Below are 16,143 nucleotides of genomic sequence, written 5' to 3'. Positions count from 1 at the left end.
CGCCAGTTGCTACCCTTCGGGAACGCTGCGCGAACAAGTCGGCAAAGCCGCCCAACGCACTGGCTCCCCTGCAAGGAGAGAGGCTTTAAAACCTTCATTTTTCCTCTATATATCTTGGTCTTTACTCCCCTCTCCGCGCCGGAGAGGGGTTGGGGGAGAGGTCAAAAAAGATTTGTCGAACTCACATTTTAATTATTGTTTTTTGTACCTCATTAAAAATGGTGTTGCTCAAAACCAACGAAACCGGGTTTACAGTAAGTGGGAATAGATAAAACCCGGTTTCTGGTTCCTAAGCACTGATAGCTAGGGATTCAGCACTCAAAACAACCACCATCTCCTCTAAAGTGCGGCAATTCAGGAGGCATTGACGATAATTTTTGCCATACACACTTTCTAAGCGAGTCACCAAACGAATTAGCTCTAAAGAATCGAGTCCTAAATCCGCTTCCAAATCATCACTCATTTCTGATTCTTCAATTGCCCAATGGCAAATTTCAGAAGTAATTTGGCGTAAGTTTTTCCCAATATCTTTATTGATAAAAATAGGAGAGACAAACGCTGAGGAAACTTGTTCTTCAATTGGTAAGGTAGCTAATTCTTCAATTTGTGCTAGATAGGATTTCATCAAACTATCAATTACAGACAAATCAAAGGTGTTGCTATCGTAGCTAGCAAACAAGTGCAGACGACTATCAAAAATTTCTTGCAAAATATCAATTGTTCCGGAAGCATTCATCCCTCCTGCTTGATACTCAGTCACAGATAAAGACCCATAGTAATGATGAATGTGGGTTTGACCTGTATAAGGCAAATACAAGTTAGATTTTAAAGCTCCTTGGATTAACGAAAGGCTGTGGTCTGGAATCCTGCCATTTTCTAAGACGAAACTATCCCGGAAAATTACTCCCATCTGTCTGGTTTGAGCTCTGTCTAAACCACTACCAATATGTTGTTGTACCGTTTGCTGAATTTCGGTAAGAAATGTCTGCCAATCTTGTTGGGCTTGGGGTGGGGTAAAACTCAGGGCTAAATTTTGAGCAAAACTACTAATTACTCCTGACGCATCCACTCCCGGATACACCCGACCACTTGTAGGGATTTGAATACCAATTTTTTCTGAGGTGGTATCCAATTTGGACACAGTTTGAATAAATGCCCCTAAGAGGAGGGTATTCATCGGTACTCGCCATTCACGAGTTTTGGTGATTAACTTGGCAGTGGTTTCCGCAGACAGGATATATTTTTGATTATCAAATAAAGGAGTTTGCTGACGAATCTGTTGTTGGGGATTCCACAGGTAAGCAGTGTGACGTTGAGAGTTGTTGTATGCTGCTAAAGCTCGGTCTTCATCAACATCTTGCCAAGCGTTCATTGCTTGCACCTGGGCTTGATAATCAGCGACTGATAAAGCCGGGGGAAGGTCAGGGGTATCTTGATCAATACAAGCGCGGTATATTTCCAGAAATTCTCGGATAATTACATGATTACTCAAACCATCAGCAATCAAATGTTCATTCCCCAAGAACATTTGATAGACTGAATCAGATAGTTGTAACACTGAGAACTTATGTAGTGGCCATTGGGTTAATGACCAGCGATAATTTAACCAATGGTGTACTTCTTGAGCGATCGCTTGTGTTTGTTCCTCAGAGGCAAGATGTCTGATATCCTTGAGGGGAATAGCCGGAGGGCTGGGATTTTTCAACACTTGCAGCTGATAGTCTGCAAAGCTTGTTGCCCCTTGGGGAATGTGAAACCGCGCCCTTAACATGGGATGTCTATCTATCAGTTTTTGCCAACTGTGTTGAGCAATTTCTAGGTTAAAATCTCCTGCAACTTGTACCTTAGTAAACAAGCTATTGGAATTGAGACTCCAGTAACTCACTAATAAGGGTAATTGACTATGGAGAATGTCTACAACGTCACTTGTCTGATCTATTGTGGGAATATCAGCAGATGGGATTACATCAACTGCTGTTGTCTCTTGTAAATCAACAGTTTGCCAGGGTTCTAGAACCTTTAATAGTTCTCCTAAATTGGATATTTGCATTAAATCCCGCAGCGAAAATACCTGATGGAAACTTTCTCTTTGTCCTGGGGGAATAAATTTGATAATCCCATTCATTAATTGGGTCATCATAATTGAGTCTAAGCCTAAACCCCCTTCTAAAGTGGCATCCAGACTGAGTTGTTGAGGATTCATCCCCGTAATCTTCGCTACTAACGAGAGAATCTGGCTTTCTAAGGTTTCTGTGGCTGCAACAATTTTTGATGTTTCTGGGGAAATGGCAGCAACAGGTACAACTTCTGGTTGAATAAATTCTGTTTCGGCTAACCAATACCGTTGTCTTTGGAAAGGATAGGTAGGTACAAGCAGACGACGACGAACATAATCTTGCTCAAACCCAGACCAATCAAGTGCTACTCCATGAACTGATAAGGTGGCAACACTTTGTAATAAAGATTGCCAATTGTCTTGTTCTCGATGCAGAGATGATAGCCAGAGGATTTGGGGATCAGATAAAGTTTGTTTTCCCAATCTAGTTAAAACAGGATGGGGGCCAATTTCCATCAACAAATCATAACCTTGTTGGGCTAATGTGGCGATCGCAGGTGCAAACTGCACACAGTCACGTATTTGCTGACACCAATATTCTGCATCGATACTGTGGGTAATCTCTGCCCCTGTAACGCTAGAAATCCAATCAATGCGAGGAGTTTGGTAATTAATCTTCGCTGCTACTTGTTTAAATTCTCCTAACATGGGTTCCATCATGGGAGAATGAAAGGCGTGGGAGACTTGCAGAGGACGGACATCAATTCCCTGGGCAATCAAATCAGCTTGTACCGCAGCGATCGCTGCTTTCACCCCAGAAATTACCACATTTTCCGGGCTATTAATAGTAGCAATCGTTACTTCATTTCCGTAAGGAGCGATCGCTCTGGCCACTGTTTCCACAGGGGCAAATACAGCCGCCATCGTCCCTGTTTGGGGTAACGCCTGCATTAGTTGTCCCCGTTGGGCAATTAATTCTATGCCTTCTTGGAGACTATATACTCCAGCGATGCAAGCCGCTACATATTCACCTACGCTATGACCCAAGACTCCTTGGGGTTGAATGCCCCATGATTGCCATAGTTTACACAAAGCATACTCAATAGCAAATAAGGCAGTTTGGGTATAAGCTGTTTGGTTTACTAGGGGGTTGGCTGTTGGAGTTTGGGGATATAAAACACTTAATAGGGATTCTTTTAAGTAAGGTTGTAATAAGCGATCGCATTCGTCTAACGCTTGACGGAATGTGGGTTGGGTTTCATAGAGTTGTCTGCCCATACCCACATATTGAGATCCTTGTCCGGTGAATAAAAAGGCTATTTTCGGTTGTCGTCCTTTTTCTACTTCTTGACTGAAAACGTTCAAGGATGGTTGTTTTTGATTAAAAGCGGCTAAATTTTGCCTTGCTTGTGCGGTTGATTGGGCGACGATTGCCAAGCGATGATTAAAGCTTCCCCTTCCGGTATTGGCACTAAATGCCAAATCGGCAAAATTCGTTTCGGGATGGTTGCGTAACAAATTTTCCCAATCAGCAGCTAAGGTGTGTAAAGCAGCTTCACTTTTTGCCGATAACATTAAAACATGAAGCGGGCGATCGACTTCCGCCTGAGTAACCGTTAACTGGGGTGGTTCTTCAATAATGATATGAGCATTAGTTCCACTTAACCCAAATGAACTAATTCCCGCCATTCTCGGTTGTTCTGTAGGTTGCCAAGGAATAACGCTGGTAGGAATCTTTAAAGACTTGGCCGAAGCAGCTAAATCGGGGTTGAGTTCTTGAAAATGAAGATGGGGGGGAATTTCTTGATGTTGCAAGGATAAGATCACTTTCAACAAACTTGCCATACCGGCAGCGATTTCTAAGTGACCAATATTGGTTTTCACCGAACCGAGAATCAGGGGATGATTTGGGGAACGTCCTTTACCAAAAACATTATCAATAGCCCGCACTTCAATGGGATCGCCCAAAGCAGTTCCCGTCCCGTGGGCTTCCAGATAGCTAATTTGTTCTGGTGTCACCTTGGCATTAGCCAAAGCTTGACGAATCACTGCTTGTTGAGCTGTCCCATTAGGAACCGTCAACCCACTGCTAGCACCATCTTGATTAACTGCCGAGCCACGAATTACCGCTAAAATATGATCTCCATCAGCAACGGCACTACTGAGACGTTTGAGAACTACCATCCCACAACCTTCACCGCGTACATAGCCATTGGCATCTCGGTCAAAGGTTTTACAACGACCATCAGGAGAAAGGGCGCGGGTTTTAGATAAATACAGGGTAACTTCGGGGGACAGCATTAAACTCACGCCCCCGGCTAAAGCCAAGTTACACTCACCATTGCGTAAACTTTGACAAGCCAAATGAATGGTGACTAAAGAGGTAGAACAAGCTGTATCAATGGCTAAACTCGGCCCTTGCAATCCCAAAAGATAAGATAAACGTCCTGCCGCAAAACAAAAAGCATTGCCCGATCCCGTATAGGCATCAATGGGAATGTGATGTTTAATTTGCCGTTTAGCATAGTCATCTATACCAATACCGACAAACACCCCTGTTTGCGTACCTGTCAGCTTTTGTGGGGCAATTCCCGCATTTTCTAGGGCTTCCCAACTTACTTCTAACAATAGCCGTTGTTGGGGGTCAAGGGCGATCGCTTCTCTGGGGGTAATGCCAAAAAACTGCGGATCAAACTGATCAACGTTGTTAATAAAGCCCCCATGACGGGCATACATTTTATTGGGAACATCAGGATCATCATCGTAATAGGCATCAATATCCCACCGTTGGGGCGGTACTGTGGTAATGCCATTTTTTCCTTGATGCAATAACTCCCAAAATTTTTCTGGGTTGTTGGCATCCCCAGGAAAACGACAACCCATGCCCACAATGGCGATTGGTTCACTTTGTGTCCGTTCTAAGCTTTCAATCTTTGTACGGGCTTCTTTCAGGGCAATAATAGCTTTTTGTAAAGGTGTTAAGTCTTGAGTTTGCATTTAAAATTTCTCCTTTAAGACAGCAATGCTTGTAATTCGGCGATTTCTTGTTCCATCAGGGCTTCAGTTTCTGCTGTGGATAATCCCTCTAGTTGGGCGATCGTATTTTCTATAACTAGGCTGGCTGGTGATTCCATCGCAGACCCATCACTACCATCGAGTTGCCAAGCAAACACTTCCCGCATTAAATAACTCACCACATCACCAATAGAGGGGCATTCAAATACCAAAGTTGAGGGTAGAGATACAGCAAGCAAAGCTTCGAGACGATGGCGCAATTGCACAGACATCAGAGAATCCATCCCCATATCGAAAAAGCCCTGCTCAATTTCCGGGACATAAGACCCACTGTGACCTAATACCTGGGCAACTTCTTGTTGTACTTGGGTGGTGAGTAAAGCAGCTCGTCTATGAAGGGGTGCGGCTGCTAATTTTTGACAAAAACTCTCACCATTGCTGCCATCTTGACTTTCTTGGGTCAATAGTGCTGCTAAAAAAGCTACTCGTCCTTTGGCAGCAACAATCTTCCCAAAAGCCGACCAATTAATGGCTGCTACCATCGTCTGCACCGATGCACTCCCCAACAAACCACCGAGGACTTGCAGGGCGGCTGTGGGTTCTAAGGGTTCAATCCCCATCCGTTTTAAGCCCACCTCATAACCTTGGGTAGCCATACCTCCCTCAGCCCAAGGCCCCCAATTAATGCTTAAGCCTGGTAAACCTAAGGTCTGACGGTGGTAAATTAGCCCATCTAAGAAAGAGTTGGCAGCAGCATAATGAAGTTGACCCCGCGAACCCAGTAGTGCAGACATGGAAGAAAAACAAACAAAGAAGTCTAAAGATAAGTCCTGGGTGAGTTGGTGGAGATTCCATGCACCTGTAACTTTGGGCTGAAATACCTTGGCAAAGGTTTCCCAATCCATTTGGGAAATCGAACAATCATTTAATACCCCGGCTGCGTGAATAATTCCACGCAACTTGGGAGAATTTAACTGTATTTCCGCAAATAGTTGAGACATTTGCTGATAATCACTCACATCAGCCGCTACAACTTTGACAGTTGCCCCTTGGTTTTCTAAGGCACGGATTTTTTGTTGTTTCTCCTCAGATTGATTTAACAGCCCTTGACGACTAGTTAAAACTAAATGACGCGCGCCCTGTTGCACCAACCATTCTGCTAGAGTGAGTCCTAAAGCCCCTAAACCACCTGTAATTAAATAACTGCCATCACTAATTAAGGGTTGGGGTGTGGGTAATGGGGCGGAAATAGGCATCAAGCGGGCAACATACCGTTTACCATCCCGAAATGCCACCCGGTCTTCTCCAGTTTTTGCGGTCATCTCTGCGATCATGGCAGTTGCAAAAACATCCTGCTTGCCAAAATCAATTAGTCCTCCCCAAAGGTGGGGATATTCTAGGGCTATGACCTGACCCATACCCCATAAAGGAGTTTGGGCAACATTAATTTGATGGCAACTCTGACTTTTCACGGGACCTGGAAAACCCCTCTCCAAACCTCTCCCCTGCAAGGAGAGAGGCTTTGATTTCTCCCCCTTCCCTAGTAGGGAAGGGGGCTGGGGGGTTAGGTCTGGCGTTAGCTTTTCCACATGATCTGAAAAGTCAGGATGACAACTGGTGGTGACGGCTTGAGCTTGTTGTGTACCAATCCACAGTTTAGGTGCAATTTTGCCGTTAATTTTAGCTAAGGCTTGTACTAAATACAGCAAACTATAGCATTGAGTTTGAGAATTTTCTAACCCCCATAGATAAACTACTTTGGTTACGGTTTGAGAAATATCCGTTAATAATTTTTGAAAATCAGCAGCTTGATGCGGATTAATTTGATAATGACTGGATGATAATTTTTCGTAACTCTCACCCGATGAAACTAAAATACAAGAGTCATTAACTACAGCAGCTAATTCCTTTCCTAGTCCTTGGTTATCACTAAAAATTAACCAATTTTCAGCCTGAGAGATTTTATTATCTACAGTTAAAGGGCTAAGTTGCCATTCAATTCCATAACGGGCATTACTTAAATCTTGAGTAATTTTTGCTGTAGATTTTCCTGTGGCTAATAATTCTATTAATTGGGGAATCAATTGTTTAGCTTCAGGAGATAACTGGTGATGGTTGCTTAATTCTTGGGTGAGTTGTTCTGTTTTTCCTGCTAGTAATAAATTGAGTAAAGAGGAGGCTGGTTGTGCTTTTTGAAATTGGGGTTGAGATTCACTGATCCAATAAGATTCTCTTTGCCAAGGATAAAGGGGTAAATCCACCATTTGGCAGCCATCAGGATATAAAGACTGCCAATTTACTGCGTGACCAAGGGTGTAAAGTGTCCCCAAACTTTTCAACAGGGTTGCCCGTTCTCCAAAACCCCGTTTTAAAGATGGTAAGACCACCCCATCAACTTCTTGCTTTTTCAAACAAGCATTGATATATCCTGATAATACGGGATGTGGACTAATTTCTATAAATTGGGTATAGCCCGATTGAATCAAAGCTGTCAAAGCTGGCGCAAAGCAAACTGTGTGGCGGAGGTTCTGACCCCAATAATCACCATTAAATTTCTGACCAGCTTGTTTATCTCCTGTCACTGTGGAGAAAATTGCTAGGCTACCTGTTTGGGGTTGGATGTGTGATAATTTCTCAACTAAAGCCTCAGCAAAGGGAGCCATTTGTTGGCTATGGAAGGCATAATTAACTGGTAATTCTTTATAAAAAATATCGGGGTGTTGCTGTTGCAGTTGGGTGACAAATACTTCCAATGCCTGAGACTGTCCAGAAATTACCGTTGCCGTGGGACTATTAATGGCGGCAATTTCCAATTTACCAGCCCAAGCTGCTAATAAGGGTTCAACTTCAGTAACTGGTAATTCCACTGCTAGCATCTTGCCATTACCAGTGGCTTGCTGCATTAACCGTCCCCGGTGACAAATTAAATATATAGCATCTTCTAAACTCAAAACCCCGGCGAAATGGGCAGCAGCGACTTCTCCTAAACTATGTCCTACCACGGCTTTGGGTTCAATTCCCCAAGCACGCCATAAATGGGCTAATCCAACCTGCAATGCAAACAAGGCAGGTTGAGCAATTTCGGTTTCTTGGAAGCGAGAGTGAGACTCAGGAACGGCAAACTCTGCTAATAATGACCATTGGGCATACTTTTGAATTAAAGTATCACATTCCTCAATCACTGCCCGAAAAACAGGTTCTTGGGCTAATAATTGCCGTCCCATCGCCCACCACTGGGGGCCTTGTCCAGAAAACACAAAAGCAACTTTGTGTTTGCGTTTTGCCTGCTTTACTTGGGTGGTAATATCTGCGGTTGTCAGGGCTTGTAAACAAGATGGTAAGTCTTCTGGAGAATTGACAACAACGGCACTACGATAGGACTGATGGGTGCGTCTGACACTAGCGCTATAGCAAAGATTCTGCACAAATTCTGGAGTCAGTTTTTGTGCGTTAATCAAGTCTTGATACCCTAGCGCTAGGGTTTGCACTGCTGCGGGTGTATGGGCTGATAAAGGTAATAAATGGGGAAGTTTGCTAGTTGGTTGCTCGGTAGGGCTGAATGATGAATATGCTTCTAAAATCACATGGGCATTAGTTCCCGAAAATCCGAAAGAACTAACTCCGGCTTTCGCACCATACTGACTTTTTGGCCAAGGAATGAGACTAGTCTGCACCCGTAAAGGTAACTGATCAAAAGGAATGTAGGGATTAGGTTGATGAAAATGCAGGCTGGGAGGAATTTGTTGATATTTGAGGGCAAGAGCCATTTTAATGATGCTAGCAATCCCCGCAGCTGCTTCTAGATGTCCTATATTACTTTTAACTGCTCCTACCAAACAAGGATGGTCTGGGTCTCGTCCTTCCCCTAAGACTGCACCTATAGCCATAGCTTCAATCGGATCGCCCAAGGGTGTGCCGGTTCCATGTAGTTCTACATAACTAATTTCTTTGGGCTGGACTTGTGCTTGTTGCAATGCTTGACGTATCAAGGCTTCTTGGGCTGGCCCGTAGGGAACAGTTAATCCTTTACTGCGACCATCATGGTTAATGGCACTACCCCGGATGACTGCATAGATGGGGTCATGATTTGCTAATGCTTGGGCAAGAGGTTTGAGAATAATACAGCCAGCCCCTTCACTCCGCACATAACCATTGGCACTTTCATCAAAGGTTTTACAGCGTCCATCTGGAGAAAGGGCTTTCAGTTTACTTAACGCAATATTACCAATGGGAGAAAGAACCAAATTAACTCCAGAGGCGATCGCCATGCTAGACTCTTGATTCCAGATACTTTGGCAAGCTAAATGCACAGCCACCAAAGAAGAGGAACAAGCCGTATCTACAGCTAAACTCGGCCCCCGTAAGTTAAACAGATAGGAAAGACGACCCGCAGCAATATTAATACAGTTACCGGTGAGATCGTAACCTTGAGGATTGCTATCAAACTCAGGATGGATGCGGCTATAATCATTGGTGGAAATGCCGACAAATACGCCAGTTTTTGAGCCAGTCAGTTGTTCGCGGACAATTCCCGCATCTTCTAAAGCTTCCCAAGCTACTTCTAATAACAGCCTTTGTTGGGGATCCATTAATAAGGCTTCTCGCGGAGAAATACCGAAAAAATGGGGATCGAAGCGATCGACCTGGGAGAGAAACCCGCCGTAACGGGAGTTCATTTTTCCTGGAGTTTCTGGATTGCGATCGTAGAACTCATCAATGTTCCAACGATCAGCCGGTATTTCTGTAATCGCATCAACTCCTTGAGACAACAATTGCCAAAATGCTTGCGGACTATCCGCACCAGGAAAACGGCAACCAATACCAATAATTGCAATAGGTTCCATCTTACAAATCCGTGATTCTACATCATGATGAACAGGAGAAATTAAAACTTCTGGCTCCTCACATCCCTTAATCGATTTAGAAATTGATATAAACTTTTTCTGAAAGTTCTCACGAGGTTTATGTCAGTTAATAATTGAGCTTAGGTTTTCCCTCGTTCTACCACTTCATTAATTAAATTGTTTATAGAGTAAATGTCGGGCTTAACAAACACCTACAAAACTATAGGAATCCAATTTGATTATTGTTGGCATAGCCTGTGCTTGTGCATAAATATTTAAGTATCTGTAGTGTGTATCATGGTTGTAGTGGGCATTGCCCAACGCCACTGGTGTGACTGCCAGAAAACCCCGAAGTTCTGATGCCTGGGGCGAGCTCCCCCAAGGGAGGAAGCCTCCGCTAACGCAATGGCTTCCCTACCTATATTTCAGAAATCAAATATTAGTCCTATAGCCTCAACAATAACAACATCGTAATTGTGAATATAGGTGATAACAATAAATCTATTTTTACTCTAGTAAATTGAGTTATTGATTCCAAAATGATATAGGTAATTAAAGATATAGTTCTCCCAAGCGGTTAGCTAATTCAGTAATAGTTGGGTAGTTAAAAATTAAAACGGGATTCAAATCTTTACCTAACCATTTTTCTAATCGACCTAGTAAAATTAAAGCTTTACTAGAATCTAGATCATAATTATCAAATGATTCTTCCATATCAATATCATCTGGCTCAACATCGAGTTGTTGAGCAAACTGATCGATTAACCAACTTTGAATATCTTCTACAGAGCAGGGTTGAATAGTTTTCATGTTGTTTAGTAGTTTAGGCTAAAAAAGAGCCAACAAGAAATTTACTTCAGCCAAAATCCTTTCTGACTTAATACCTAGTTTATGAATTTTTCTTTCAGTAAACCATAGGTTATTTTTAGGGAAAGATGGATTTTTATTAGTTTATTGTTTGCAAATAGTGATATTTTTGTCTCCAACTTCTGGGTGACAATTTATGATATTGGCTAAAACGACGAGAAAAGTAATAAGCGTCTGTGAAGCCAACAGCCATAGCAATCTCTGTTACTGACTTGTCGCTGTTAATTAATAATGAACGAGCTTCTAGCATTTTTCTTTCGAGAATCCAATCAATAATCGTTAATTGGGTTCGACGCTTAACTAAATTAGTTAAATATGCAGGAGAATAACCGACTGCTTGGGCAACATCATTAAGACTAATGGGTAAGTGATAGTTTTGCTCAATAAACTCAAAGATTGGTCGAAGCTGTACACAATTAGGATAAAAGTCAGCACTTGACAAAGACTTATTAGATGAGTTAACAGGCTGATTTTCTTGTTCCAGATATAAATCTTGATCACAGGCAATATCTGGATTATTTGTTGAGAATGTATGGGCTAAAATACAGCCTAAAAGTTCACTTCCATGTTCTAGAAACTTAATAGTGACTTCTATGGATTGATATTGTTGAGAAGAACACACCTTCTTAAAAGTTAAGGAAGTTTGTTGTTTAAGCAATTGCCAGTAATATGACCAACTTGATGGGAGGAAATCCATCTCTACTTCATCAATGGTCATGTTCAATAATTTCTGTCTAGAATGGCCTAATAAAGAACAGGCAGCATCATTAATGTAGTAAAAGTGTCCTTGATAATCTAAACAAAATATTGCTTCCTTCACTTGATTTATCAAATGCTGGATTAAAGAAACAGATTCAGCTAAGTTTGGCTGAGAATATGTGTTAGTAGAGGAAAGATTTTGGCTGGAAAACATAGTGTTAGTTTTTTGTAATTGATAGTTGTGGCTAGATTCTGAACTTTGGGTGGAAATAACTTTTGTCCAGATTTTCAGGTCGTATATTTGTTGCTTTTATCTACTTATTCAGTGTATAAATTACATATCTTTTGTCACTTGTGTAAAACTTCTCGCACTGTTTTTGTAGTCTAATTCTAGTGAGATGCTATCTTCTCTACGTACCAACGACGTGTGCTCAAGCGGATAACTTCTGCTCTGTCTTTTACTTTCTGCGGTACATCTACCATTCTCAGTTCCAGAAGAATTACTCCCTTTCGCTTGTAGGCGAAGATTTGGGGGTTAGGTTTGGGAAAAATTTTCACATAGCGTTAATTTAGTAGCTATGCTTTTTGTTTCACCACGAAATAGGTTATTGGTTTAATATTAAATCCTATTTATAGATAATTTAAGTAGAAATTAATTTATATATATGAAGTGCTTTGTTTAGATTTGTAATTTATAGTTAATAATTTAAATTATTGAACCTTGAACTTATATAACAATAACAAAAATAAGTGATTTATTTTTGTATTTCGATAAAAAATAAATCATAAAAACTGCAAACAAGACAATTTTGAAACCATACTAATTTGCCAATCAAGACGTTTTAAAGACCTGTCTAAGTATTGGTATCCATTAATACAAACTAAAATTGTAGAGATGGCAATGGTGATGACTGAGTAAGTCGCGGAAAAATCTATACGTAGGTAACGAACAGTTAAGCGGAATAATTTGAGTTAAATATGATACATTATATACGGCAGTTACCTTTTTCTCCTCTGTTTTGAACTCCCTTCATCACAGCATGAGGCTTGCGTCTAACTCTACATAAAAAATCTCCATTTCTGGCAGAAAATAATCCATTGTATGAGCATTCAAAAAAAAGTAACCTGAAGTTACCAATGATAAATATTGTAGGAAATCTACATCGTACGTAAGTCAATAAAGTGCAGTTAAGGCTCAAAACTTATACCAATTTGAGAAAAGACTGCGACAGATACATATGGACATACCTTGATTCTGTTCGGCTTTTTGAATTTTGAATTGGTATTAGACTGGTGTTGCGTTGAGGAACGCAGCCCAACATCCTCAAGACTTTGTTGGGTTCCGCTATTGCTATACCCAACCTACCATTCTCTTAACTTAATCGGAATTTACGGATGAGCATAAAATATTTGACGGCTTTGTTGGGATTAACTTCTGCAATTGCTCTAAATACAGTTCTTCCTGTTCATGCTGAACCTCAAGTGTACTTAGAAGTTGGGGGTCGAGAAAGTCTTGAATTAAATCCTGATACCCTCGATATTTTAAAAGATATCGGATTAACTTTTCTGAGTAGTGAGAATACCGCACTTCCTGCTCCAGGTTTTTCCATTGGGTCTGCTTTACTACCCCCTAGTTCTGTTCCTGGAGTTCGTGGAACAACATTCACTTTCCTCTACGAGGATGATTCTCTCCTCTACGTTCCTTTGGGTGGAACCGAAGAATTTTCAGGAAGTTTTGCCTTTAGTGTCGATACCAACAAGCTCACTGGACTGGGGAGTGAATTAAGAATTGGTAACTTTTCTAATGCTTTTGATGAAACCTTTAACTTTTTTATTACCGATACATTAACCACTAATTTACGAATTTTAGATGTCACCTCATCAGGAGTTCCCAAGGTTGATCTTAATTCCCGGACTTGGGAACTTGAAGGTCTTGAACTATTCTTTTCTCAAGAATTTAGTACTTTCTTGGAAAGGGCTGGCGCAACTCGGTCTGTAGTTGGTTTAAAATTTGCTGATGCTAAGGGCGATCGCTCTTTTGTATCGGTCTCAGTTCCTGAATCTAGTACTGTCATTCCCCTATTCATTTCTATTTCAGTTCTTGGTGCCATCAATTTCAAAAATCGCTTTCAAAAACTCAACTAAGTACAATTTTCCACAAGTTTGTAGCGTGATTGAGTCACTGTAACCCTTGCTATATAAAGAAAATCTCAATTTGCTATGAACGTGTGTAACCTACATTTCTCACCAACTTCAGGCCTTTGATAGAGCAGAGGGGTGGAGGGGAAAGAACTTTTACAAGAACTCTCCCCTACACAAGCGCAGGCGTTGAGAGGTGTGGTGAGAAATTCGAGGTAAGAGTGTACTAAGCCAACGAAAAAACCACGAGAAATAATCCCATGTCTAAGTTACATACATTTTTACGAGCCAACATAATAATAGCTGCCACAGTGTTAATGCCCATCACGGCTCAAGCAGCTTCCTTTGATTATGATCAACTGACACTTTTTTCAACAAGACCAATTGACTCTAATTATGTTCTGAGTTTTTTTGGAGATGTGTCTAATAATGAAGGATATACTCTGATCAATAATGCTAGTTCTACTGCTCCAGATAGCGGCCATGTCAGTACAGCTAAGAATGCGCTTCCTGGGAACTCAGCGTATTACACAACAGGTCGTGATGCAAGCCCTGATTCGGCTACGGCTGGTGGACGTTCAGCAACACTAGAAAGTGTGATGGGGTTCCCTAACTTTTTTAAGTATTTAGAAGATAACAATATTTCTCTGAGTACTATTGGCTATAGTTATGGGCAAAAAGCTGGTCTCGATTATAGAAAAACTCTCAATTTAGGAAAAGACGAGCTAGGAAAGGATTGGTGGGCTACGCCAGATTCACCCATCGAGCAAAGAATATATCGGGCTAACCCAGGTGATACCAAAAGTTTTATCACCTTTGGGACTACTCCGATCATTACGTATAACAATTCACCTATATATTTTGCAGTCGATAACGGTGATACACCAGACTTCACTGATAATTTCAATGTCTTTTTGGGCGATCCAAAAAAACCTAATAAAGTAGCTGGTTTAAGCTCTCTAGAATCAGGTCTAGCTGATGCCTTTTTAAAGGATGTTGCTGCTGCTGGTGGACTGATCCAAGAAGTCTCGGAAGATATTCTGAAACCAGATCAGGTGCAGACTTCCTTAGTTCAGATCGACGGTGAGACTTATGATATTACCTATATCGGTTTTCCTATAACCATAAGAGCAGTGCAGGGAAGTGTCAGTGTACCTGAACCATCAACTACTTTAGGTTTCATGTTATTGGTAGGAGGTGGCGTTGTTACCCAAATAAAACGACACAAAAGAAGTGTTCAATAAAGATTTTTCATGAAAATTGATCAATAGAACTTGATTTTATCAATTCCTCAGTAGGTTATAAAGAATCAGCGAATTTAGCTAAAGATTCTCCATTTCTCTGAGGAATTTCTGTTTTATAGTAAATTTTAGGAATTAATTCTTTCTAGGAATACTGAAAATTAAACTATTTGTGAAATAAAGTCTTAGCCCATTTGATTGTTAAAAATCAAAAAATATTTCCACATCATCATTTGGAGTCAAACAACTAATCTATGCGAACCCAATACCTTTCTATATTACTTGGGATGACTGCCACCGCAACCGCAACTATGCTATCCGCAGTACCAGCTCGTGCTGCAAGTCTGACTTGCGAAGCTGGCAATATATTCGATTATAGTTCAGTCCAATTTATCAAAACTCGACCCCTTTCATCTAATAACTGTCTACGGTTATTTGGAGAGCGCGTGGGTGCGACAGATCCCGACCCTCAAGGATTTGTCGCATATGGATTCGCCCATATAGAAATGAGTCTCAATTCTCCTAATAATCCTGCTCCCTATTATGCTGCGGGAATAGACTTTAGTCCTGAAAATCTACCAGGGGCAAGACAAGCAGCCACTCTACTTGATGATATTACAGGTTTTGGCAATTTTGCGACCTTCTTAACTAGTAATAATATTACGGCTGATCGGATTGGATTTAGTTTTGGTGCCAAAGATAGGGACTTTACCAAAGCTTTGAATTTAGGAGAGGATATCAATGGAAAAAACTATTTTTCTTCTGCTAATTCCACATTAGAAGAGCGTATCTATTCGGCTAATCCTGACGAAGTAGAAAGTTTTCTTGTGCTAGATGGTAACAAATTTATCACCTTTGGCTATAGCGATATTTATTCATTTTTGGAATATGGCGCAACCCGCGAGCCTGACGATGACACAGAAGCTATTATTAGTAACCCCTTTAATGCGTTTAAAGTTGCGGGACTTAATGGGTTAAGTAATGGTTTAGCTGATGCGTTTTTAGCAGATTTAAGAGGGAATAAAATCCAATTGGTGAGTGAAGATGCTGGAGTTGTTCCTGATTTCGTATCTGTCTCCGATCCTTTCGGTCCTTTAGATCCCATTGTCTCGATTCGTTTTCCAGTTCAATTAAGAATTGTGAATGTTCCTGAACCTTCTATAACCATTGGCTTTTTGGGGCTAGGTTTACTAGCCTTTGGCTCTCGCCTCAAAAATAAAAATCGTCATCGTTGTTAAATTCATTCTGGGGCAATATTTCTTGCGTAATTAAGACCCAAGGA

Annotated in this window: 7 protein-coding genes; 3 read left to right on the top strand and 4 right to left on the bottom strand. The window is 41.2% G+C overall.

The window, feature by feature from the left end; all coding sequences use genetic code 11:
- Window positions 1-289 precede the first annotated feature (289 nt).
- The 4 genes from GSQ19_RS03495 to GSQ19_RS03480 all read right to left on the bottom strand — a co-directional run bounded on the left by GSQ19_RS03495 (window position 290) and on the right by GSQ19_RS03480 (window position 11,695).
- Complete coding sequence (locus GSQ19_RS03495; RefSeq protein ID WP_011321406.1) at window positions 290-5,053, bottom strand: type I polyketide synthase; 4,764 nt, start codon at window positions 5,051-5,053, stop codon at window positions 290-292.
- A gap of 14 nt (window positions 5,054-5,067) precedes the next feature.
- Window positions 5,068-9,915, bottom strand: coding sequence for a type I polyketide synthase (locus GSQ19_RS03490; protein WP_153228345.1), 4,848 nt, complete (start codon window positions 9,913-9,915; stop codon window positions 5,068-5,070).
- Between the two features lie 552 nt (window positions 9,916-10,467).
- Window positions 10,468-10,725 carry an acyl carrier protein gene (locus GSQ19_RS03485; RefSeq protein ID WP_011321403.1) on the bottom strand — a complete coding sequence of 86 codons (258 nt, stop codon included), beginning with the start codon at window positions 10,723-10,725 and terminating at the stop codon, window positions 10,468-10,470.
- A 136-nt stretch (window positions 10,726-10,861) separates the two neighbouring features.
- On the bottom strand, window positions 10,862-11,695 hold the full coding sequence (locus GSQ19_RS03480; RefSeq protein ID WP_011321402.1) for a helix-turn-helix domain-containing protein: 834 nt from the start codon (window positions 11,693-11,695) through the stop codon (window positions 10,862-10,864).
- A 1,181-nt stretch (window positions 11,696-12,876) separates the two neighbouring features.
- Between GSQ19_RS03480 and GSQ19_RS03475 the strand changes: the two genes are divergently transcribed.
- From GSQ19_RS03475 to GSQ19_RS03465, 3 genes are all read left to right on the top strand, one after another.
- The gene (locus tag GSQ19_RS03475; RefSeq protein WP_011321401.1) at window positions 12,877-13,626 is read left to right on the top strand and encodes a PEP-CTERM sorting domain-containing protein; all 750 of its coding nucleotides are present in this window, start codon (window positions 12,877-12,879) and stop codon (window positions 13,624-13,626) included.
- Between the two features lie 254 nt (window positions 13,627-13,880).
- Window positions 13,881-14,864 (top strand): PEP-CTERM sorting domain-containing protein, encoded by a 984-nt coding sequence (locus tag GSQ19_RS03470; RefSeq protein WP_011321400.1) that lies wholly within the window; start codon window positions 13,881-13,883, stop codon window positions 14,862-14,864.
- Between the two features lie 251 nt (window positions 14,865-15,115).
- On the top strand, window positions 15,116-16,099 hold the full coding sequence (locus tag GSQ19_RS03465; protein ID WP_011321399.1) for a PEP-CTERM sorting domain-containing protein: 984 nt from the start codon (window positions 15,116-15,118) through the stop codon (window positions 16,097-16,099).
- Window positions 16,100-16,143 lie beyond the last annotated feature (44 nt).

The organism is Trichormus variabilis 0441 (assembly GCF_009856605.1).
Classification (GTDB): Bacteria; Cyanobacteriota; Cyanobacteriia; order Cyanobacteriales; family Nostocaceae; genus Trichormus; species Trichormus variabilis.
Note: the sequence above shows the minus strand (reverse complement) of the source record. Positions and strands in the feature narration are given on the sequence as shown.